The organism is Pseudomonas sp. RIT409 (assembly GCF_003052515.2).
In the GTDB taxonomy this organism is placed as follows: domain Bacteria; phylum Pseudomonadota; class Gammaproteobacteria; order Pseudomonadales; family Pseudomonadaceae; genus Aquipseudomonas.
Genome location: NZ_QARE02000010.1, coordinates 22,958 through 45,356, shown reverse-complemented (window position 1 = coordinate 45,356; position 22,399 = coordinate 22,958). Strand labels below are relative to the sequence as shown.

Here is a 22,399-nt window from a genome sequence, read left to right as displayed (position 1 = left end):
TGGCAGGACGCTAGGGCTGCCACGGGTGGCTCCGCGTGACGATTCTTACGAAAAGCCTTCCACCAGCGATCCACTCCTGGCCAGGAACCGGCCTTGGCGTTCGCCTTGCGGTTTGCCGTCGGCATAGCTCAATCGACCGTTGACCCAGACCCCGTCGATGCCCTCGGCTGCCCGTTTCGGCGCCTTGAAATCCGCCACGTCGCGCACGGTATGCGGATTGAACAGCACCAGGTCCGCCCAGTAACCCTCACGCACGAACCCTCGCTCATGCAGACCGAAGCGGGTGGCCGTGAGCCCGGTCATCTTATGGATCGCCCGGTGCAGCGGGAACAGTCCCAGATCCCGGCTGAAGTAGCCCAGCACCCGTGGAAAGGCCCCCCACAGCCTAGGATGCGGGAAAGGGTCTTCCGGCAAGCCGTCCGACCCGATCATCGACAGCGGGTGTTTGAGGATGTTCTGCACGTCCCGTTCATCCATGCCGTAGTACACCGCGCCCGCCGGTTGCAGTCGCCGAGCGGCTTCCAGCAATGAAAGCCCCCAGTCGGCGGCGATGGCCTGCAGGTCGCGTCCGCTCTGGTCCGGGTGCGGCGTCGACCAGGTGATGGTGATGGGAAATGCATCGGTGACCTGTTTCAAATCCAGGGTCGATGAACTGGCCGCGTAGGGGTAGCAATCGCAGCCGACAGCTTGGTGCCGGGCGGCTTCCTCCAGCGAGGCGAGCAATTGCGGACTGCGCCCCCAATTGCCCGCCCCGGCGCATTTGAGGTGAGAGATCACCACCGGCGAGCGGGCGTGGCGAGCGATGTCGAAGGCTTCGTCCATGGCCTCCAGCACGGGTTCGAATTCGCTACGCAAATGGGTGGTGTACACCGCCCCGAAGGCCGTCAATTCTTCGGCCAGTTGCTTGACCTCATCGGTTTGCGCCGAGTAGGCCGTGGCGTAAGCGAGGCCGGTTGACAGCCCTAGCGCGCCAGCTTCAAGGCTCTCGCGCAGTTGCGCCCGCATGGCCGTGATTTCCGCTGGGCGCGCCGTGCGAAACAGATCGTCCAAGTGATTGCTGCGAAGGGCGGTGTGGCCAATCAACGCCGCGACATTGACCGCCGGGCGCGCGGCGTCGACGGCGTTTCGATAGTCGCTGAAGCGGGGGTAGACGAACGCCTGGGCCGGGCCGAGCAGGTTCATCGGATCGGGCGGGTCGCCGGCCAGTGTGACCGGTGAGGCGCTGATACCACAATTGCCGACGATCACCGTGGTCACCCCCTGCGTGATCTTCGGCAGCATGGCGGGATGACGGATCACTACGGTGTCGTCATGGGTGTGCACGTCGATGAAACCTGGCGCCAGGACACGGCCAGCGGCGTTGATTTCTTCGCTGGCCGAGACGCCGCTCAGGTCACCGATGCGCTGGATGCGCCCCTCACGGACCGCCACATCGGCACGCACGCCGGGGGTGTCGCTGCCATCGATCACCAGCGCGTCACGAATGATCAGGTCATACAGCATGGTCAATCTCCAAGCGGCAGGCCATCGTCACCGCCGCGGTAGTCGTCGAGGGCCAGCTTGATCCGCCGCAGCCGTTCCTGGTTGTCATCCGGAGCGTTCAACGCCATTTCAGTGGCCAGCACGTCGACAGTGAGCAGCATCCCATAGCGGGCTGCCGTCGGTTTATAGATGAAGTTGGTTTCGGCGATCTGCAGCGGGAGCAGCACGTCGGCCAGCGCGGCCAGCGGCGAACCGGGAAGGGTGATCGCCACGACCTTCGTGCCGTAGCTGCGCGCCAGTGCCACGGCTTCCAGCAGCTCCGGGGGCAGGCCACTCAAGGAACAGACGATGAGGCAGTGATCAGGGCCGAGGGTCGCCGCGATCAGGCGCATCATCACCGGGTCGCGGCATGCGGCAATCGGATAACCGAGGCGCACGAGGCGGGTCTGCAATTCTTCGCTGCACAGGCTCGAACAACCGCCCATGCCGAAGCTGTGGATCATGCGCGCAGGGGTGAGCAGCGCAACGGCCGCTTTGAACCGCGCATCGTCGAAACCCGCCAGGTGTTGGCGCAGCGTCGATTCGATGTCGCCGACGATCTGACTGAAGAACGCCGCTTGCTCTGGCGCCTGTTCGGGCTTGAGAAAGCGACTGCCCACGCCGCTGGCCTGGGCCAGTTGCAGGCGTAGGTCGCGCAGGTCCCGGCAGCCCACTGTGCGGGCGAAGCGCGACAGCGTGGCGCTGCTGACCTCGGCGCGCGCGGCCAATTCGTCGAGGCTGGCGCTTGCCGAGAACGCCACGTCGCTGAGGATCAGCCTGGCGATTCGGCCCTCACCGGCACTGAAAGCGTCCTGGCGGGCGCGGATCTGATACAGGATGTCCACGTCAGAGCACCTGGGCCAGACCGAGGGTGAAGAGGAACGCGATCACAGAAATCAGTGTTTCGAGCACGGTCCAGGTTTTGAAGGTCTGTGCCACGGTCATGTTGAAGTACTCCTTGATCAGCCAGAATCCGCCGTCGTTGACGTGGGAAAAGATCACCGACCCTGCGCCGGTGGCGAGCACCAGCAGTTCAGGATGCGGATAGCCGAGGCCCATCGCGACCGGGGCGACGATGCCGGAAGCCGTGGTCATGGCCACGGTCGCGGAACCCGTGGCGACGCGCATCAACGCAGCGAACAGCCAGCCCATGAGCAGGGGGGAGAGGTGGAAGTCCTGCGCCAGACCGACGATTTCCTGCGTCACGCCGCTGTCCACCAGAATCCGATTCAGACCGCCCCCGGCGCCCACCAGTAGGGTGATGCTGGCGGTGGGGGCGAGGCATTCCTGAGTGAATTTCAAGATGGCATCACGGTTGAAGCCCTGCGCGATACCCAGCGTCCAGAAGCTTAGCAAGGTCGCCAGAAGCAGAGCGATCACCGAGTTACCGATGAACAGCAAGAGACTGTTCAGCGCGCTGCCGGGAGCCGCGATCAGGTTGGCCCACCCTCCGAGCAGCATCAGGATCACAGGCAGCAGGATGGTCGCCATGGTGATGGCGAAGCCGGGCAACCGCTGGCGCGGTTCACGGTCCAGGAACTGCCGGGCAAGTGGGTTTTCATCCGGCAGATGGATGTGCGGCACGATGAATTTTGCGTACACCGGCCCGGCGATGATCGCCGTCGGAATACCTATGAGGATCGCGTAGAACAGCGTTTGCCCCACCGACGCCTGGTACGCCTGGACCGCCAGCATGGCCGCCGGATGCGGTGGGACCAGTGCATGCACCACCGATAGGCCGGCGACCATTGGCAGGCCGACCATCAGAATTGAAACCCCGACGCGCCGCGCCACGGTGAAGGCAATGGGCACCAGCAACACGAACCCGACTTCGAAAAACAGCGGCAAACCCACGAGAAAAGCGATGCAGACCATGGCCCAGTGAGCGTTGCGTTCGCCGAAGCGATCGATCAGCGTCCTGGCCACCTGCTCGGCACCGCCGGACTCGGCCATCATTTTGCCGAGCATCGTGCCCAGCGCGACCACTAGCGCGATGTGGCCGAGGGTTTTGCCGACGCCGCCTTCATAAGAGGCCACCACCGAGGTTGCAGGCATGCCAGCGACCAGCGCCAGGCCGACAGACACCAAGGTAATGACGACGAAGGGGTTCAAACGGAAACGGGCGATCAGCACGATCAGTGCGATGATCGCGACCGCGGCGTAAATCAACAGCGACAAGCCGGTAGACGGAGGCATGCAACAGGTCCTTGCAGAGAGTTGAAAGGGCGGGCAGGGCAATGACCGGTGTCAGTGCGGGTCCAGCCCTGCGATGAAAACAGTCTCGGCAGTGGGTGTCGCAAACGGTGTGCGGGATAAGGTCGAAGTTGACGGGCAGCAATCACACGCAGGCATTATTGTTATCTCTGGTTTCGTGATGAAAATAAAACTACACGAAAACGCATGCATGTATCAATTTATGAAAATTATTTTCTCTGAGCGTCGTCGGATAGCGGGTTGCGCTCGTATCCGGCTTTCATCCCGCAGGGCAGCCCTCGTCCGCTAACTGGCGCTGAACCGCTCCCGGTACGCCTGCGGCGTCACGGATACTGTCCGCAGAAAGCTCCGGCGCAAGGTTTCTTCGGTACCGAAGCCACAGCGGTCGGCGATCCGCTTGATCGGCAACGCACTGTCACCCAAGAGGCGTCGTGCGGCCTCCACCCGAAGTTGTTCGATCGCGCGAGCGGGTGTGTTACCGGTGTGGGCTCGGTAGTGGCGCACGAAGCTGCGTTCGCTCATGCCCACCTTGGCGGCAAGGGTCGCCACCGAAAGGTCACCGGCCAGGTTGTCGAGGATCCAGGCGTGCAGATCGCCGAAGCGGCTGTCCTGGCTTCGCGTGGCGTGTTGCATGGACAGCGCCGTGCTGAACTGCGACTGGCCCCCGGGCCGTTTGAGGAACACCACCAAGTCCCTCGCCACTGCCAAAGCGACCGCGCGCCCCAGATCCGCTTCCACCAGCGCCAGGGCCAGGTCGATGCCTGCCGTGACCCCTGCGGAAGTCCACAGCGCCCCCTCGTTGATGAAGATGGGTTCGGGGTCGACCTGCAACGCGGGGTAACGTTGTGCCAGCTCCGTGCAACTGTCCCAGTGCGTGACCACGCGGTGGCCGTCCAGTACGCCGGCTTCGGCCAGCAGAAACGCCCCCGTGCACACGGACGCCACGCGACGCGCGCTGAGCGCATGAGCCTTTACCCATGTGAGCAGGGCTTCATCCCGCAACGCCTGGTGCACGCCCCAGCCACCGGCGACGATCAAGGTGTCCGACGGCGTTGTCGGCAAGGGATGGGTCAGCAGCCCCAGGCCCGCCGAGGACACCACGCTGCCATCCTCTCGGGCGATCACCGCAGGGGAATAGGGTGCAGGCAACCCGTGCTCGGTCGCGTGGACGTTCGCCGACGCGAACACCTGCAACGGCCCGGTGACGTCGAGCAGCTGCACATTGGGAAACGCCAGGATATGGACGGGGCGCGAGGTTGAAGTCATGGCCGCTCTCAAAACAAGTTGGCGTGAAGTGTGGGCTCAATGGCGTATGCGCCAAAGCCTAGCGGGCTACAGTGGCTCCGTCCATTGACGCATTCACTTCGCAAAGGAGCGACGATTATGACCCTGCACATCGGTTTGCTTGTCTTCCCCAAGGTCCAGCAACTCGACCTCACCGGGCCTTACGATGTTTTCGCCAGCATGCCGGGCGTGACCGTGCACCTGGTCTGGAAAACGCTGGATCCGGTGTCGTCGAGCACCGGTCTGGGCTTGCAACCGACCATCACGTTCAACGACTGCCCCGATCTGGATGTGATCTGTGTGCCCGGCGGTGTCGGTATCGATGCGCTGCTCGAGGACGCTGAAACCCTGGCCTTCATCAGACAACAGGCGCACAACGCGCAGTACGTGACGTCGGTTTGTACGGGGGCACTGGTGCTGGGCGCCGCAGGGCTGTTGAAAGGCAAGCGCGCGACCACGCATTGGGCCTCGCACGGACTGCTGGCTTCATTCGGTGCGACTCCGGTCAAGGACCGGGTCGTGCGCGATGGCAACCTGATGACGGGGGGCGGTGTGACGGCGGGTATCGACTTTGCCCTGACGCTGATCGCTGAGCTGTTCGACCCGGAACAGGCGCAGGCGATTCAGTTGCAAATCGAATACGCCCCGGCACCGCCGTTCGACGCTGGACGGCCCGACACCGCCCCTGCACCGGTGCTGGAGATGGCCAGGACGCGGGCCGCGCCGGGTTTGCAGAAACGCCGGGAGATCGTGGCCCGGGTGGTGGGCGGCACGCGCTAAGCGGCAGGCGAGGCCGGAATTTCGTACCAGCAGAGGAACAGGTCCAGCGCGGATTCAATCACCGCAGCCTGTTTCTCGGGCGTGAGCAGGGGTTCGTTGAGGGTGACCTGCGGCCAGAAAGCGAACGCCTTGAGCAACGCGTGGATCTGCGACGCGGCGAAGCCCGGCTCGACGGCTTTCAGGCGGCCATCCTGCTGCGCGCCGCGCACCCAGACAGTGAAGGTTTCTTCCCGCTGATTGAGGCGGTTCACCCAGACCTGTGCCCGCTCCGGCGAATGAATGGTGGCACCGATGGCCACCCGCGCCAGGTCGATGAACGTGCTCTGGGCGAGTGTTTTCATTTTTGCGTCGAGCAATTCGCGCAATTGATCGCGTAGCGGAACACCCGGACGATAGGTCGCGTCCGGCTGCGCTTCGGCGCTGGCCCACAGGCGGTGGAGCATCTCCGAAAACAGCTCTTCCTTGCTCGGAAAATGGTTGTACACGGTGCGTTTGGAGACTTCCGCGCGAGCAGCGATGCGGTCCATGCTGGTGACCTCGAAACCGTTGTCGCGGAATTCGGCAATCGCTGCCTGAACGATGGATTCGCGTTTTCGGTCGGTGAGTCGCTGGGGGGCAGTCATGGCTTCGCTTCTAAAGTGGGTGCAGTCACGCGGGTGCTGGCTTGTCAGTCGTCAGCAGGAAAATTACACCGGGCAGTTTACTTCTCTTTGCGATTCGTGCAAGCTAGAAACTACACTGTGTAGTGTAAAAGGCTGTTACAACTTCTCGCTTACCTCGTCGCGTCTTTTGCAACATTCTGTGAAGCGCTCGCCGCTGCAGAAACCTCCACCCGTTTCATGGAGTCAGCACCTCATGGCCTCGATCGAAAAAAACCTCGATAACGCATCTTCGTTGCCGGTCCTTTCCCGGGAGGAGGGGCGGTACCGCAATCATAAGCCGATGCAGCGTGGGGGTCTGCTCAAGACACTGCGCATCTTCTGGAACGCCATGGTCAACAAGCCTCGCCACACGCGCCCCGTCGGTGAGATCCCTGTCCAGCCGCTGTCGCGACAGCAACTGCTGGCCGCACCGAACAACACGGTGTACCGCCTCGGGCATTCGACGGTCCTGCTGAAACTGCGTGACCAGTATTTCATCACCGACCCCGTATTCGCCGAGCGCGCTTCGCCCGTTCAATGGGCCGGGCCTCAACGTTTCCACCAGCCGCCGATCAGCCTGGCCGATTTGCCGCCGCTCAAGGCTGTGATTCTCTCCCATAACCATTACGACCATCTGGATCACATGAGCATTCAGGTGCTCAAGGACAAAGCCGAGCATTTCATCGCGCCACTGGGTGTGGGCGATACCTTGATCGGATGGGGCGTGCCGGCGGCCAAGGTCCGCCAACTCAATTGGTGGGAGGCTACTGACATCCACGGCATTCGTTTCGTCGCCACGCCGGCGCAGCATTTTTCCGGGCGTAGCCTGCGCGACGGCAACCAGACCCTTTGGTGTTCATGGGTGATGATCGACGGCGCGCAGCGAATTTTCTTCAGCGGCGACACGGGCTACCACGCGGGCTTCAAATCGATCGGCGAGCAGTACGGCCCGTTCGACCTGACGCTGATGGAGACCGGCGCCTATAACGTGGAATGGCCTGACGTGCACATGCAGCCGGAAGAAACACTGCAAGCGCACATCGATGTCCGCGGCAAGTGGCTGCTTCCCATCCACAATGGCACCTTCGACCTGGCGATGCATGCGTGGCACGAACCGTTCGACCGCATCCTGGCGTTGGCCTGGGACCGGAACGTTTCCATCACCACCCCCGAAATGGGGCAGCCGTTCTACCTGCAGTACCCGAGCCGGGGCGAGGCGTGGTGGATGAAGGTCGAAAAGGTCGTCGACGCGCACACAACCCGCCGTCCCAAGCGACGCTGCAACCGTCAACCTGCGGCCAGCCGATGACCGCCTGACGCGGGATCAGGGCTTGTCCTGGTTCTGATCCTCGCGCGTATCGCCTTCATTTTCGTGTCCAGGGTGGCGCGGCTGTTCGCCTTGCTGATTGGCTCTTTTATGAGGCTCGCCGACTTTTCCGGCGTTTTCAGGCGTATGCCCCAGGTCTTCGCGTTTTGATTCATCTGCCATTTCAGGTGCTCCATTGCCGGTCTATCGGCTCATTGACTCATTGTGTGGATCAACATCAGCGCTTCTTCCTTGAACAGCGGTCGCTTCAGGCGCTCGGCCAGCATCGCCATTTCGCGTTCACGTTCGCATCCGACGACCGCTGACACGCTGCCCTGTTTACAGATCAGCGCCAGGAAATCGAAAGCCTCCGGGTCGCCGAGGTAGACGATGTCGTCCCACGCGTCGGCGTGCCCCAGGTAGTCCAGGCGCTTTTCAAAGTGGTAGGTCCAGAAATAAGGTACGTCGTGGTAATGCTGCTTGACGCCCAGCATATTGCTGGCGGCGATGCGCGCTTGCTGCTGTGCCAGCCGCCAGTGTTCGATACGCTTGGGCTGGCCAGCGAGAGGGAACGTCGCCACGTCACCCGCAGCCCATAGATCCTTGCCCACCTGCATGCTCGCGTCGACGCTGAGCGAGCCGTCCTGTTCCCGTTGGATGCCGTCCACGAATTGGGTGGCTGGCGTCACCCCAATGCCGATCAGCGCCAGGTCAATCGGCAGCCGCTCGCCATTGCTCAATACGGCCAGGTCGAGGCGGTCAGGGGCCTGGCCTTCGAAGCGGCTCACCTCCACATGGGTGCGGAACAAGACGCCGTGCTGCTCATGCAGGGCGCGGAGGGCTTTGCCGATACGCTCTCCCCAAAGCTTCACGAACGGAACCTCATGGCGTGCCAGCACCGTCACGTCGACACCGTGTTTGCGCAGCGCCGAAGCGGCCTCCAGGCCAATGAAGCTGTCGCCCACGATCAGCGCGTGACTGCCCGGTTGGGCGGCGGCGAGGATTTTATCGGCGTCATCGCGACAACGGAGGGTCAGTACTTGCGGCAGGTCAGCACCGATCAAAGGGAGCGCTCGAGGCTCGGCGCCGGTGGTGATCAGTGCCGAGTCGTAGTCGATGCGGCGGCCGTCGGTCAGGGTCAGGCGTTTGTTGATCGCGTCCAGCTTCATGACCTCGCCCTCGACGCGTTCGATACGGTGTGCCGAGTAAAAGGCCTCCTCGCGCAACGACGGCGTTTCGTCGGGGCGCATGTCCGCGGCGATCACGAATTTGCTCAGTGCGGTCCGGTCATACCCTGGCGCGCTTTCCCGGTCGATCAGTTGCAGCCGTCCATTGAAACCCATCTCGCGGAGCGCGCAAGCAGCGGCGGTTCCCGCAGCCCCGGCCCCGATGATCACGAAGCAGCGCTCATCCTCGGGCAGGGTCCTCGGCGTCACGTCGAACGCCTGGTCATCTACGTGGATCTGACCGTCGATCACCTCGGTGCGGTAGCGGGTCAAGGCATCCAGCGCGGGCGGCTCGCACAAATGCCCATCGGAAACCGCAAATTCTGCCTTATGCCAGGGACAAATCAGGTGACCATTGCACACCGCCCCGTCGGCCAATGGCGCCCCGGCATGGGGGCAGTGGGCCTGGTAGGCCCGAACGTCCTGACCATGACGTACCAACACCACTTTTTTTTCACCCGCCTCGACCTCCATCCCGCGATCCGCTGGGAGGTCGGCCAGGCGGGCCACTCGATGCATGGGCATGCGCTTATTCTCCCGAGGTTTATGCTGGGAGTCGGATCCCGGTGAAGAGGTTCAGCCCATCTGCCGAGCGTCATACGATGCGCCTTGCGCCCAAGGGCTTACAACGGGACAGGGGTTGCCGAGTTCAGCCCGTCACCGGACCAGCCCCAGCCGTTCATGCCATTGGGCGATGGATTCTTCCGGATAGTGGTCGAAGCGCTGGTCTTTAGGCCCTCCTTGGACTTCCACCCAGGAGGCCTTCGAATCCAACAGCAGATGGGTGTGTTCCGGCGGCGTGGGCAGCGGCGTGTCGATGGCCGAGGCGAAAGGGTGGATCAAGTCCGGCCATTCCGGGCTGAACAGCCAGAGGCCGCTGCCGCAGCGTTTGCAGAAGTGCCGTTGCGCACTGCTGGTATGAACCTCGTTGTGTTCACTGTCGCGCATTTTTGCGTGGTAGATCGCAATGTTGTCCTTGCCTTTGATGGTCAGGCTGTTGGCGTCGCCGCCGAGGTTGATCGCATAGCCGCCACCGCCTTGCGTCTTGCGACAGATCGAGCAATAGCAGCGTTGATAGGGGTAGGGGTGGGCGCAGGTCAGGCTGAACGCCACGGCGCCACAATGACACGAACCTTCCAGATGCATGGGTGACCTCCCGTTTGGAAGCTAGGGGCTTTCAGGTCTAGACCGTTTTGATGCGCAGGGTTCGATGTTTTGTCGAACAGTCGTTCGATCCTTCGACGTGTGCTGCTAAAAGGATTCATCTCATCCGCTTGCCTGCACCTGTCGTTGGCTAGCATGATGCGACCCGACCAATAATTCCTGGCGGGCCGTACCTGCCGAGCAGAAAGGTGACAAGCAATGGATGACGTGAATCGCGGTTTCAGCAGTTGGTTGCGCTCCCCCGGGCACCAGGCCTGGCTGGCGCAGGAGGGCCACCGGTTGTTGGGCTTCGCCAAGGCTGCGAAGACGGCACAGGGCTTCGGCAACCTGGACGATCAAGGTCGGCTGCCTGCCGATGCGATCGCTGAAACCATGAACACCGCGCGCATGACCCACAGCTTCGCCCTGGCCCATATCGATGGCATTCCAGGGTGCGCCGAGTGGGTGGACCATGGCGTGGCCGCGCTCGCCGGCCCCTTGCGCGATGCCGAGCACGGCGGCTGGTTCGCCAAACCCTTGAACGAGGGGGGTGAGACCGGCAAAGCCGCTTACCTGCATGCTTTCGTCGCTTTGGCCGCGTCCTCTGCCGTCGTCGCCCAGCGGCCCGGTGCCCAGGCGTTGCTGGAGCAAGCGATTCAGGTCATCACCACGCATTTCTGGAGCGAAGAGGAGGGCGCGATGCGCGAGTCCTTCGCCCGCGACTGGCGCGATGAAGAGGCTTACCGGGGCGCGAACAGCAACATGCACAGCACCGAGGCCTTTCTGGCGCTGGCGGACGTCACCGGGGATGCCCGCTGGCTGGACCGAGCATTACGGATCGTGGAGCGCGTGATTCACCTGCATGCGGCCGGCAACGATCATCAGGTGATCGAGCATTTCACCCAGCAATGGCAACCGGTTGCGGAATACAACGTGGACAAGCCGGACGATGGCTTCCGCCCCTACGGCACGACGCCCGGCCATGCTTTCGAATGGGCGCGGCTGGTGCTGCATCTCGAGGCCGCCCGACAGAAGGCCGGGCTGGACACGCCGTCATGGCTGCTGGAAGACGCGCGTCGGTTGTTCGAGAACGCCTGCCGCTATGGCTGGAACGTGGACGGTGCGCCCGGCATCGTCTACACCCTCGACTGGCAGAATCGCCCAGTGGTGCGCCATCGTCTGCACTGGACCCATGCCGAAGCCGCCGCGGCGGCGGCCGCGCTGTTGCAGCGCACCGGCGAGCCGGTCTATGAAACCTGGTACCGCACCTTCTGGGACTTCATCGACACCCGGTTCATCGACCGTGTGGACGGCAGTTGGCGACATGAACTGAACCCGCAGAATGAGCCGAGCGCTGACATCTGGCCAGGCAAGCCAGACCTTTACCATGCGTATCAGGCCACGCTGCTGCCGGTCTTGCCCCTGGCGAAAAGTCTGGCGACCGCGCTGGCGCGGGTGGATTGAGCGGGACCGCAGGAAGGGTCAGCGTCGCCGAAGCCCTGGCCCTCAGGCCAGGCGCTGCGACACGCGAATCACCTGGCGGGCGATGTAAGCGCCCGTGACGATCACTCCGAACAGCCGCAAGGTCTGCATGGCCAGGACGAAGCCGACGTCCGAATGGGTGTCGATGGCGATGATCGCCATCGCATCCAGGCCACCCGGGCTCGTGGCCAGGTACACCGAGAGAAAATCCTTGCCCATCATCTCGGCGATGACCCACGCAGAGAGCGCACAGAGCACGATCAGGATCATGGCGCTGCAGATCATCGCGGGCAGACGACGCCAGACGTACTGGATGGTGGCGCGGTCAAAGCGCAAGCCGATGTAACTGCCGATTGCCCCGTAGGCAATCGCCAGCAGCCAGGTGGGCATGACGATCTGGAAAACGCCGCTCAACTGCAAGGCCCCACCCAGTAACAAGGGCACCAACAGCGCCCCGGCTGGAACGCGGCTGCCCAACGCAACGCCGACCACGATCACCAGCAGGCTCAACCCAAGGTTCAGCAAGTCGACGCCGTGCAGCCAGGCGTCGGTACTGTGGGCCGCCGTGCCTCCTGCATCGGCGCCAATCAGGCGGCTGACCAGTGCACCCACCATTACCACACACACCACTCGCACGTACTGCATCGTCGCCACGACCCGGGAGTCTGCGCCGTAGTCCTCGGACATCGCGACCATCGCCGACGCCGCCCCCGGCGAAGTGCCCCAGGCGGCCGTGCTGCTTTGAATGCCGCCCCAGCGCGCCAAGCCAATGCCCACCCCTGCACTTAGCGCGACCGTCAGCAAGGTGGCGAACACCATCACATGCCAGGACTGCATGGCCGTGAGCAGCACGCTCATGGTCATCGAGTGGGCCACCAGCACACCGACCGCGCCTTGCCCGAGGCGGAAGACGTGTTTGTTCAGGCGGATCGACGCGCCCGCCACGCCAAAACCGATCGCCACCAGCATTGGCCCCAGAAACAGGGCGGCGGGCACCTGGAAGAATTTGAACAGTTGGCCAGCGCCGCCGGCGAGGACGATCAGCAGGCACCATTGCACCTGCGGGGATAGCGCATCGAGGGAAAATGAAGAGGAGCGCGACAACGAGGATCTCCAGAGCATGGGCTGCTTCCTGAGGGAGGGGTGTCCGATGCCCGGAATTATCGACAGTGCAATCAATCAAGTCTATTTTCTAATAATCATGAATTGATAACTTTGGTTGATATATGGACCTGCGTGACCTGACCTATTTTGAAACCATCGCTGAACTGGGGCATCTGGGCCGGGCCGCGGAAAAACTCAATCGCAGCCAGCCTGCGCTGACCAAAAGCATTCAGCGCCTTGAAGAGTCGTTCGGCACCAAGCTGTTCCAGCGTGACGGGCGGCGGATCAAACTGACCCCCGTGGGCGAGTTGCTGCAGGCGCGGGGCAAGGTATTGCAACAAAGCATCGCCCAGACCCAGCGAGAGGTGAGGGATTTCGCCAGCGGCGCGGTCGGGGAGATTCGCCTGGGCTGTGCCTCGACCATGGCCGAGTACCTGCTGCCCGAACTGACCGATGCGCTGCTCAAGCGCTCGCCGGACATCACCCTGAAACTGGTGATCGGCCAGGACGACATGCTCCGGGAACAGCTGCGCTCCGGGCATCTGGACATGATCATTTGCGCCCAGCGCAGCGTAGAGGACGAATTCGCCGCGTACCCGATCCTGACCGACGAGGCCGTGGTGATCGCCAGTCGCAATCATCCCATCTTCAAGGCGCCATTCGAGATGAGCGACCTGTGCAAGTACCGCTGGGTATTGCCACCCCCCGGGGTTTCTTCGCGCATTCTGGTTGACGAGGCCTTCGCCCGTCATAACCTTCCCCTGCCTGTGGTGCAGATCGAAGCCAATTCCATTTCGCTGCTGCCTCGTCTCATCGCGCAGACCAGCCTACTGAGTTTCATCGCCCGGGAAACTCTGGAGTATGGCAAGAACATGCAATACCTGCGGGAAGTGCCGCTCGACAGCACCACCATGACCCGGACCATCTGCGTCATCCTTCGCCGAGAGGGTTACCTTTCACCCGCCGCCCACGCCATGGTGCAGATGCTGCGTGAGAACGGCAGCGCGTTTTTCAACTGGGTGTGATGGCACCGGATTCTGGGGTAGCCTTGAACCGTTCTGAACCGTCTGGAGACACCGACTATGCATGCACAGCCTTACCCGAGCACCGCGTCCCGTTATTTGATGAGTGAGGTCGATCAACACTTCGGCGGCGACCAGTCGCCCCTCAATGATTCGGACGCCGACGAAGAGACAGATCCAGGCGAACTGGACCTGGCTGATCTGGGGCTCGATGAGTTCGCCGATGCGGACAAGCTGGATATCGGCTCGGCGACATTGGGGTAGGCGCTGTGAGCTCAGGAGCCCGATCCCGTGTGGCGCTGCGCCACTCGTTGCACTCCCTCATTCGGGCGGCCTTGAAGCCTTGGCGCCGTGCTTGCCCGGGTCAGCTCTGTTAAATTCCCCTCCTGACACCTCGCGCCTCTGCGAGGTGCCTGATCCCAGTGTTGAATCCGGAACCTTTCATGCCAAAGAAAACAGGCAGGTCGGCCGACCCTGCGTCGCCGCCCGAGCCGAAAAAGTCGGCCAGTCTGACGCTGATCGATGTCGCCCGAGTGGCGGGTGTGTCGCCCATGACCGTGTCCAGGGCGCTGAGTCGTCCGGATCTGGTCAGTGAGCAGACCCGAGAAAAAGTCATGACGGCGGTGCGCAAGACCGGGTATGTGCCCAACATGCTGGCCGGGAGCCTGGCGAGCAACAAGAGCCGCCTGGTCGCGATCTTCCTGCCCACCATTGCCAACTCCATTTTCGCCGACACGGTGCAGGCGCTCATGGACCGGTTGACTCAAGCCGGCTACCAGACCCTGCTGGGGCTGACCGGTTATGACGCCGAACAGGAAGAAAAGCTTTTGGAAGCTGTGCTGGGACGTCGACCTGACGGCATTGTGCTGACCGGTACGTTGCACACGGAGTCGAGCCGCACGCGTTTGGCTCAGGCCGGGATTCCGGTGGTCGAGGCGTGGGACTTGAGCGAGGATCCCATCGACATGCTGGTGGGCTTCTCTCACGAAAAAGTCGGGGAGGCCACGGCGCGGCACTTGCTGAGCAAGGGCTACAAGCGTTTTTCCATCGTGTCCATTGGCGACCCGCGGGGCCTGCGTCGCTGCAACAGCCTGATCGCCGAGTTGAAGCAACACGGCATCGACACGGTGCCGATGCAAGTCCTGGCGCCGCCCGCGACGTTGCAGGTGGGGCGCGAAGGTTTGGCCGGGTTGCTCGACCGGGGTGTTGCCACCGACGTGGTGGTGTGCAGCTCCGACACGGTCGCGCAGGGGGTGCTGGCGGAAGCGGCAAGCCGTGGCTTGCGGGTGCCCGAGGACCTGGCAGTGATGGGCTTCGGCGATCTGAGCAGCGCGGCGCAGGTCCATCCGGCGTTGTCGACGGTGAAGGTTGATGGCAACCGGATCGGTCTGCAGGTAGCGCAAGCCCTGCTGGATCGGTTCAACGCACCTGGCGACAGCGCCCGTCCGGTTCGCGTCGACACCGGTTTCACCCTGATCGATCGCGCCAGTACCTGATCTCACTCTCCCGGTCAGAGGGATAAACCGGCGCGCGACGGGTTGAATGATTGCGCAATCAGTGTAGTATTTCCTCCGAGGCGACTGTCGCGGCTGGGCAGTGCCTTTTTTGTTACGCCCACATGATTGCGCAATCATTTTATTGGCCGCGCGGTCTCGGGCGGAACCGCTGCACAGGCCCACGCTTCATCACAATAAGGAAAATAACAGTGATCCCGACACCGCACGTCCAGGCGAAGACCAACGTTCGCTACCTCATACTCGCGATGATCTTCATCGTGACCGTTTTCAACTACGTCGACCGCGCGACGCTCTCGATCGCGGCACCGGCGATGCGCACCGATCTGGGTTTCGATGCCATCACCATGGGCATTGCCTTCTCAGCCTTCGGTTGGGCTTACACCGGCATGCAGATTCCCGGCGGCATCGTGCTCGACCGTTTCGGTTCGCGGCTGGTGCTGGGCATGAGTTTGATCATCTGGTCGGCCCTGACTTACCTGCAAGGCTACGTAGACATGTTCAGCTCGGCATTCGTCGCGCTGTTCGTGCTGCGTTTTTTAATGGGGGTCGCCGAATCCCCTGCGTTTCCCGCCAACAACCGCCTTACGGTGATGTGGTTTCCCCGTCATGAGCGTGGCCTGGCGACAGCGATTTTTCAGTCCGCCCAATATTTTGCCCTGGCCGCGTTCACCCCGCTGATGGTGCTGTTACTCAACAGCTTCGGCTGGCAGCACGTGTTTTTCTGGACCGGGGGCGCGGGCATTCTGATCGGCTTGCTGTGGTTCAAGCTGGTCCACGAGCCGCGCAAGGACACGCGCGCCAATCAAGCAGAAATCGATTACATCGAAGCCGGTGGCGGCCTGCCGAACATTGGCGATGTGAAAACTCCGTTCAGTTGGAAACGCGCGAAAGCCATCGGCGCAAACCGCATGATGCTCGGGGTTTATCTGGGGCAGTTCTGCCTGACGTCCATCACCTGGTTTTTCCTCACCTGGTTTCCTACCTACCTGATCGAGGCCAAGGGCATGACGATGCTCAAAGTGGGTTTGGTCGCGGCCATTCCGCCGATCGCCGGCTGTCTGGGGGGCATGATCGGCGGTGTCTGGTCCGACTGGATGTTGAAGAAAGGCTACAGCCTCACGGCCGCTCGCAAGACCCCGATCATCTGTGGCTTGTTACTGTCCAGCACCATTGTCGTCGCCAACTACACCCAGTCCATCCCTTTGGTCATCGGCGTCATGTCGCTGGCGTTCTTCGCCAAAGGCATCGGCAATCTCGGTTGGTGCATCGTGGGCGATGTCTCGCCGAAGCGGGCGATGGGCATCAGCGGGGCGATGTTCAATTTCTGCGGCAACATCGCCAGCATCGTCACCCCGATTGCCATCGGCCTGTTGGTCAACCAAGTGGGGTCCTTCGATTCAGCGCTGATGTACGTGGCTGCCATGGGCCTGCTCGGCGCCTTTGCCTACCTGGTCATCGTCGGCCCGCTGAAGCGCCTCGAACTCGGCGAGCTGGATGACGTGCCGGCGACGGACCCCACTGCCGGGACAGCCAATCCCGAGCTGCGGGGCCAGCGCGTCTGATCGAACGAACACCTCTTTCAAAAGGAAAAAAACATGTCTAATCAAGCAGTTATCCGATCCGCGGACGACGATCGCATTGCCTGGGTCAAGGTGTCTTCGGTGTTCCTGCCATTGGCCAACCCGATCAGCGATGCCAAGGTGCTGACCGGTCGGCAGAAGCCAATGACCGAAATCGCGATTCTGGTGGCCGAGATCGAAACCACCGACGGCCATCGTGGCCTGGGTTTCAGCTACTCGAAGCGGGCCGGAGGGCCGGGCCAATTCGCCCATGCCAAGGAAATCGCCCCCGCGTTGATCGGCGAGAACCCCAGTGACATCGCGAAACTGTGGACCAAGCTGTGTTGGGCCGGGGCGTCCGTGGGGCGCAGTGGCTTGTCCACTCAGGCCATTGGCGCATTTGATGTTGCACTGTGGGACCTCAAGGCCAAACGTGCCCATCTGTCGCTGGCCCGTCTGCTGGGTGCTCACCGAGATTCGGTGCGCTGCTACAACACCTCCGGCGGTTTCCTTCATACGCCTCTCGAGCAGCTGTTGCACAACACCGACATGTCGCGAGAGCAGGGCATCGGTGGCATCAAACTCAAGGTCGGCCAGCCGGATTGCGCCATCGACCTGCATCGGGTAGCCACGGTGCGCAAGCACCTGGGCGATGATTTCCCGCTGATGGTCGATGCCAACCAGCAATGGGACCGCCCCACCGCGCAACGCATGTGCCGTCGATTCGAAGCGTTCAACCTGATCTGGATCGAAGAACCGCTGGATTGCTACGACGCCGAAGGGCACGCGGCGCTGGCGCAGCAGTTCGACACCCCGATCGCCACCGGGGAAATGCTCACCAGCGTGGCCGAGCATGCCGAGTTCATCAAATTGCGCGGCGCGGATTTCCTCATGCCGGATGCCCCACGGGTCGGTGGTATCACCCCATATCTGAAAGTGGCCGCCATGGCCGAGCAGGCGGGATTGATGCTTGCGCCGCATTTCGCCATGGAATTGCACGTTCATTTGGCGGCGGCGTTTCCCACCGAGCCGTGGGTCGAGCATTTCGAATGGCTGGAGCCCTTGTTCAACGAACGGCTTGAAACCCGTGACGGCCGCATGCTTGTACCGACTCGCCCAGGGCTTGGCCTTTCGCTGAGCGAACAGACCCGCGCCTGGACCGTTCAAACCGCGCAGGTCGGTTCGCGGGCGTGATTCGCCATTCTGGCCTCAGGGTTGTGTGACGGGTGACCGCGCGAGGGGTGGCGCAGCCAGCAGGGAATCGGAGAGCAGGGCAGGCGAACCGCGCCCGGGTTCGCCGCTCGCCGTGCCGTTTCGATTACACCCGTTGCGCGGGCGTCGTCGCTGCGCTGCGCCATTGTCTGGGGCTGGTACCGAACCAGCGTTTGAACGCGCGGGAAAAGGCGCTGGTTTCGGAGTAGCCGAGCAGCGAAGCCAATTGGGTCACGCTGAGGTGTTGCTGCTTGAGGTGGGCCAGGGCCGTCTCCCGACGGATCTGGTCGACCAATTGGCTGAAACTCAGCCCCAAATCCCGCAGTTTTCGCTGCAGCGTCCATTCGGACAAGCCCAGATCGTGCGCCACGGCCTCCAGCGCCGGTTCGCCCAGGTGCAAGTTGGCAAGGATAGTCTGACGGGCGCGGTCGAGCATGTTGGCTTCCGAGCCGCTGTCGCCCAGTTGCCGGATGGCGTCCTTGATCAGCATGAGCAAAATCGGGTCGCTGCCTGGCATGACGTGACCGGCAACGTCGCGCTTGGGAATGAGCAACGAATTGCAGCCTTGTGCAAACTGCACATCCGCGTGGAAGGCGTCGCGGTGCTCGTGCCAATCCTGGGGTCGGGCATGTTCGAAGGCGACCTGCCGCGGTGCCCACTGCGGTCCCAGCACATGGCGCACCAGGTTCATCGCCATGCCCATGGTCAGTTCGGCATCCTGGCGACGCTCGTGGATCGCGCCGTGACGGACCTGATAATCAAAGCGGTAACACTCACCTTGGTCCACCAGTTCGATCAACGTGCTGTGCTGGTGGAAAGGAAAGGCCTCGGCAAAATTGATCAGGGCATCTTCCAGGGTGGGAGAACACAGGCCGATGTAGCCGAGCAGCCCCAGCGCCTTGGGCTGGAACTGCTGGCCGTAACGCAGGCCGAAGTTGTCGCACCCGGTCTGCCGCGCTGCCTCTTCCAGGACTTTGCAGTAGTTGGTCAGCGGCAGGCTGAGGGTCGGATGCAGCAGGTGTTCGGGGTCAATGCCAGAACGCCCGAACACCCGATCCAGATCGCCGCCGTGCTGCACGATGAACCCATCCAACCCATTGGCGGCCGCCGACAACACACCGCGATTATTGGCGGCGGAGGGAGATGACACGGCAGTGGGAAGGAGGTGCTGGAACATCGAATTGAACAGTCTTCAGAGTGCGTATGAATTTCGTTCAAGCAAATGTCATACCTTGTTACGTGTGACTGCCGCTTCGTAGGAGCGCGCTTGCCCGTGAGGGGATTGTGTCAGGCGCCTTGTTTGTCTGGGCAAGCATGCAATCGCGGGCAAGCGCACTCCCACAGATGATCGCATCCACTCTGGCATTGCTACCCAATCACTCACCGTGTTGGGTAGACCGGTGCCACTCACGCCCGTCAAACATGACCCGCAATAAAGCACCGCACCCAATCGTGCGCTGCCATGGCGCAACCCGGAAAAATACCCGCAAAACTTGACCGCGCACGACAACTCGCGTTCTTTGAGGTCAAGCCTTGGCCGTAACGCTGTGGCTATTCTCGTTGTCAGGCAATTACCATCGCTCGGCTACCGGGGTGCACACTCATGACTGCGTCAACTTTGAAACCTACATTGGGAACCCTGCATTTGTGGGGGCTGGCCGTGGGCCTGGTGATTTCAGGCGAGTACTTCGGCTGGAGTTACGGCTGGGGCACGGCCGGGACGCTCGGTTTTCTCGTGACCACCCTGATGGTCGCGGTGATGTACACCTGTTTCATCTTCAGCTTCACCGAGCTGACCACCGCCATCCCCAATGCGGGTGGCCCGTTCGCCTACAGCCTTCGGGCCTTCGGCGCGACCGGCGGGATGATCGCGGGGCTGGCCACGCTGATCGAATTCGTCTTTGCGCCACCGGCCATTGCGATGGCCATCGGCGCGTACCTGAACGTGCAGTACCCCTCGCTGGACCCGAAAGTCGCGGCCATCGGTGCCTACCTGGTGTTCATGACCCTGAACATCCTGGGCGTCAGCATCGCCGCGACCTTCGAGCTGGTGGTCACTGTCCTGGCCGTCGCCGAGTTGCTGGTGTTCATGGGGGTCGTCGCCCCAGGCTTCAGCTTCAGTAACTTCGTGCTGGGCGGCTGGGCCGGCTCCGACACCTTCAGCCTGCCAGCGATCAGCGGGATCTTCGCGGCGATTCCGTTTGCCATCTGGTTCTTTCTCGCCATCGAAGGCGCGGCCATGGCGGCCGAAGAAGCCAAGGACCCGAAACGCACCATTCCGCGTGCCTACGTGGCAGGGATTCTGACGCTGGTGGTGCTGGCCATTGGCGTGATGATCTTCGCCGGTGGTGTGGGCGACTGGCGCGCCCTTTCCAACATCAACGACCCATTGCCACAGGCCATGAAAGCCGTGGTTGGCAACAACTCCAACTGGATGCACATGCTGGTGTGGATCGGTCTGTTCGGGCTGGTGGCCAGCTTCCACGGCATCATTCTGGGCTATTCCCGTCAGTTCTTCGCCCTGGCTCGCGCAGGCTTCCTGCCGCCAAGCCTGGCCAAGCTGTCGCGCTTCCAGACCCCGCACCGCGCCATCATCGCCGGTGGCGTGATCGGCATCGCTGCCATCCTCAGTGACGGTGTGGTCAACCTGCAAGGCATGACCCTGACCGCCGCCATGATCACCATGTCGGTGTTTGGGGCTATCGTGATGTACATCATCAGTATGCTGAGCCTGTTCAAGTTGCGCCGCAGCGAGCCGAACCTGGAACGCAGCTTCCGCGCCCCGGGTTACCCGATCGTCCCCGGCATCGCACTGATGTTGGCGGTGGTCTGCCTGGTGGCGATGGTCTGGTTCAATCTGGTGATCTGCGGCATCTTTATCTGCCTGATGGCGCTGGGCGCGCTGTTCTGCAAGGTGGTGCGCGGCCGCGGTCCGGTTGTTGCAGTCGCAGGCTAGGATTCAGGAACGACGAAGAGGAAAGGGCGATGAGTTACTCCCACAGCATCGGTGGCATGGTCTGGCGCTTCGACAGCCTGCGGGAACTCATGGCCAAGGCCAGTCCTGCACGTTCCGGCGACTTTCTCGCGGAGGTCGCGGCGGCCAGCGATGCCGAACGCGCGGCCGCGCAGATGGCCCTGGCCGACGTGCCACTCAAGCGCTTTCTCGATGAGGCGTTGATCCCCTACGAGCAGGACGAAGTCACGCGCTTGATCCTGGACAGCCATGATCGGGCGGCCTTCGCTGCGGTGAGTCATCTGACCGTCGGCGGCTTCCGTGATTGGCTGTTGGGCGATGAGGCGACCGAAGCCAGCCTCAAGGCGCTGGCGCCGGGGCTCACGCCAGAAATGGCGGCCGCGGTGTCGAAAATCATGCGCGTGCAGGACCTGGTGCTGGTGTCGCAGAAAATCCGCGTCGTCACCCGCTTTCGCAACACCGTCGGCTTGAGGGGGCGGATGTCCACCCGGCTGCAGCCCAATCACCCGACCGACGATCCCGCCGGCATTGCCGCCAGCGTCCTCGACGGTCTGCTTTACGGTAACGGCGATGCCATGATCGGTATCAACCCGGCCACTGACAGCCTGAGCGCCATCAGCGAATTGTTGAAGATGCTCGACGGCGTCATCCGTCACTACGAGATCCCGACCCAGTCCTGCGTACTGACCCATGTGACTTCTTCGGTCGCGGCAGTCGAAAAGGGCGTGCCGTTGGACCTGGTGTTTCAGTCTATTGCAGGCACCGAAGCGGCCAACAGCAGTTTCGGCATCAGCCTCGACATCCTGCGCGAGGGTTACGAGGCGGGCCTGAGCCTCAAGCGCGGGACCCTCGGCAACAACCTGATGTATTTCGAAACCGGGCAGGGCAGCGCGCTGTCGGCCAACGCCAATCATGGGGTCGACCAGCAGACCTGCGAGGCTCGCGCCTATGCGGTGGCTCGTCACTTCAACCCATTTCTGGTCAACACCGTGGTCGGCTTCATCGGTCCGGAATACCTGTACAACGGCAAGCAGATCATCCGCGCCGGGCTGGAAGATCACTTCTGCGGCAAGCTGCTCGGTGTGCCCATGGGCTGCGATATCTGCTACACCAACCATGCCGAAGCGGATCAGGACGACATGGACATGCTGTTGACGCTGCTGGGGGTCGCAGGCATCAACTTCATCATGGGCATTCCAGGCTCCGATGATGTGATGCTCAACTACCAGACCACCTCGTTCCATGATGCCCTGTATGCACGCAAGACCCTTGGCCTGCGCCCCGCCCCGGAGTTCGAGGCGTGGCTGACGCGCATGGACATCCTGCGTCAGGATGAGGGAGGCGTGCGGCTGGGGCAGGGCGTGCCGCCCTTGTTTCGCCAGGCATTGGCACGATTGAATTAGCCGTAGACAGA

At 62.5% G+C, this 22,399-nt stretch carries 20 protein-coding genes; 10 read left to right on the top strand and 10 right to left on the bottom strand.

The genetic code is table 11. The features are described from left to right. Nucleotides 1-45: 45 nt before the first annotated feature. The 4 genes from DBP26_RS14280 to DBP26_RS14265 form a co-directional block, all read right to left on the bottom strand. Nucleotides 46-1,503, bottom strand: coding sequence for a D-aminoacylase (locus tag DBP26_RS14280; protein ID WP_108238346.1), 1,458 nt, complete (start codon nt 1,501-1,503; stop codon nt 46-48). A 2-nt stretch (nt 1,504-1,505) separates the two neighbouring features. Further along, nucleotides 1,506-2,366, bottom strand: coding sequence for a MurR/RpiR family transcriptional regulator (locus DBP26_RS14275; protein ID WP_108238345.1), 861 nt, complete (start codon nt 2,364-2,366; stop codon nt 1,506-1,508). Nucleotide 2,367: 1 nt separating this feature from the next. Further along, the gene (locus tag DBP26_RS14270) at nt 2,368-3,717 is read right to left on the bottom strand and encodes a gluconate:H+ symporter (RefSeq protein WP_108238344.1); all 1,350 of its coding nucleotides are present in this window, start codon (nt 3,715-3,717) and stop codon (nt 2,368-2,370) included. Nucleotides 3,718-4,020: 303 nt separating this feature from the next. Further along, nucleotides 4,021-5,001, bottom strand: coding sequence for a GlxA family transcriptional regulator (locus DBP26_RS14265; RefSeq protein ID WP_108238343.1), 981 nt, complete (start codon nt 4,999-5,001; stop codon nt 4,021-4,023). A gap of 117 nt (nt 5,002-5,118) precedes the next feature. On the opposite strand from DBP26_RS14265, the gene DBP26_RS14260 reads away from it, so the two are divergent. Further along, nucleotides 5,119-5,799, top strand: a complete 681-nt coding sequence (locus tag DBP26_RS14260; protein ID WP_108238342.1) for a DJ-1/PfpI family protein — start codon at nt 5,119-5,121, stop codon at nt 5,797-5,799. Here DBP26_RS14260 and DBP26_RS14255 read toward each other — a convergent pair. After that, nucleotides 5,796-6,422 carry a TetR/AcrR family transcriptional regulator gene (locus DBP26_RS14255; protein WP_108238341.1) on the bottom strand — a complete coding sequence of 209 codons (627 nt, stop codon included), beginning with the start codon at nt 6,420-6,422 and terminating at the stop codon, nt 5,796-5,798. The two genes, DBP26_RS14260 and DBP26_RS14255, sit on opposite strands and share 4 nt — an antisense overlap. Before the next feature lie 232 nt (nt 6,423-6,654). Between DBP26_RS14255 and DBP26_RS14250 the strand changes: the two genes are divergently transcribed. Further along, a complete protein-coding gene (locus tag DBP26_RS14250; protein ID WP_108238340.1) occupies nt 6,655-7,749 on the top strand; it encodes an MBL fold metallo-hydrolase in 1,095 nt (364 codons plus the stop codon). 15 nt (nt 7,750-7,764) lie between these two features. On the opposite strand, the gene DBP26_RS27050 is transcribed toward DBP26_RS14250, so the two are convergent. From DBP26_RS27050 to DBP26_RS14240, 3 genes are all read right to left on the bottom strand, one after another. Continuing rightward, the gene (locus DBP26_RS27050) at nt 7,765-7,929 is read right to left on the bottom strand and encodes a hypothetical protein (protein WP_177411058.1); all 165 of its coding nucleotides are present in this window, start codon (nt 7,927-7,929) and stop codon (nt 7,765-7,767) included. A 29-nt stretch (nt 7,930-7,958) separates the two neighbouring features. Then, the gene (locus DBP26_RS14245) at nt 7,959-9,497 is read right to left on the bottom strand and encodes an FAD-dependent oxidoreductase (protein WP_108238339.1); all 1,539 of its coding nucleotides are present in this window, start codon (nt 9,495-9,497) and stop codon (nt 7,959-7,961) included. A 132-nt stretch (nt 9,498-9,629) separates the two neighbouring features. Continuing rightward, nucleotides 9,630-10,118 (bottom strand): GFA family protein, encoded by a 489-nt coding sequence (locus tag DBP26_RS14240; protein ID WP_108238338.1) that lies wholly within the window; start codon nt 10,116-10,118, stop codon nt 9,630-9,632. Nucleotides 10,119-10,334: 216 nt separating this feature from the next. Here DBP26_RS14240 and DBP26_RS14235 point away from each other — a divergent pair, with 216 nt between their 5' ends. Continuing rightward, on the top strand, nt 10,335-11,579 hold the full coding sequence (locus DBP26_RS14235; protein WP_108238337.1) for an AGE family epimerase/isomerase: 1,245 nt from the start codon (nt 10,335-10,337) through the stop codon (nt 11,577-11,579). 42 nt (nt 11,580-11,621) lie between these two features. Here the strand turns inward: DBP26_RS14235 and DBP26_RS14230 are convergent, their stop codons facing one another. Then, nucleotides 11,622-12,701 (bottom strand): AbrB family transcriptional regulator, encoded by a 1,080-nt coding sequence (locus tag DBP26_RS14230; protein ID WP_108238473.1) that lies wholly within the window; start codon nt 12,699-12,701, stop codon nt 11,622-11,624. A gap of 122 nt (nt 12,702-12,823) precedes the next feature. Between DBP26_RS14230 and DBP26_RS14225 the strand changes: the two genes are divergently transcribed. From DBP26_RS14225 to DBP26_RS14205, 5 genes are all read left to right on the top strand, one after another. Beyond that, nucleotides 12,824-13,726 (top strand): LysR family transcriptional regulator, encoded by a 903-nt coding sequence (locus DBP26_RS14225; RefSeq protein WP_108238336.1) that lies wholly within the window; start codon nt 12,824-12,826, stop codon nt 13,724-13,726. 57 nt (nt 13,727-13,783) lie between these two features. Beyond that, a complete protein-coding gene (locus tag DBP26_RS14220) occupies nt 13,784-13,987 on the top strand; it encodes a hypothetical protein (RefSeq protein ID WP_108238335.1) in 204 nt (67 codons plus the stop codon). Nucleotides 13,988-14,166: 179 nt separating this feature from the next. Beyond that, nucleotides 14,167-15,219: a LacI family DNA-binding transcriptional regulator gene (locus DBP26_RS14215; protein WP_108238334.1), complete on the top strand. Its 1,053-nt coding sequence runs from the start codon at nt 14,167-14,169 to the stop codon at nt 15,217-15,219. 212 nt (nt 15,220-15,431) lie between these two features. Then, nucleotides 15,432-16,802 carry an MFS transporter gene (locus DBP26_RS14210; protein WP_305888013.1) on the top strand — a complete coding sequence of 457 codons (1,371 nt, stop codon included), beginning with the start codon at nt 15,432-15,434 and terminating at the stop codon, nt 16,800-16,802. A 33-nt stretch (nt 16,803-16,835) separates the two neighbouring features. Continuing rightward, nucleotides 16,836-17,993 (top strand): mandelate racemase/muconate lactonizing enzyme family protein, encoded by a 1,158-nt coding sequence (locus DBP26_RS14205; RefSeq protein ID WP_108238332.1) that lies wholly within the window; start codon nt 16,836-16,838, stop codon nt 17,991-17,993. A 124-nt stretch (nt 17,994-18,117) separates the two neighbouring features. Here the strand turns inward: DBP26_RS14205 and DBP26_RS14200 are convergent, their stop codons facing one another. Continuing rightward, nucleotides 18,118-19,188, bottom strand: coding sequence for an AraC family transcriptional regulator (locus tag DBP26_RS14200; RefSeq protein WP_108238331.1), 1,071 nt, complete (start codon nt 19,186-19,188; stop codon nt 18,118-18,120). A 426-nt stretch (nt 19,189-19,614) separates the two neighbouring features. On the opposite strand from DBP26_RS14200, the gene eat reads away from it, so the two are divergent. Both eat and DBP26_RS14190 read left to right on the top strand, forming a co-directional pair. Then, nucleotides 19,615-20,967 (top strand): ethanolamine permease, encoded by a 1,353-nt coding sequence (gene eat / locus DBP26_RS14195; RefSeq protein WP_108238330.1) that lies wholly within the window; start codon nt 19,615-19,617, stop codon nt 20,965-20,967. A 29-nt stretch (nt 20,968-20,996) separates the two neighbouring features. Continuing rightward, nucleotides 20,997-22,388 carry an ethanolamine ammonia-lyase subunit EutB gene (locus DBP26_RS14190; RefSeq protein ID WP_108238329.1) on the top strand — a complete coding sequence of 464 codons (1,392 nt, stop codon included), beginning with the start codon at nt 20,997-20,999 and terminating at the stop codon, nt 22,386-22,388. Nucleotides 22,389-22,399 lie beyond the last annotated feature (11 nt).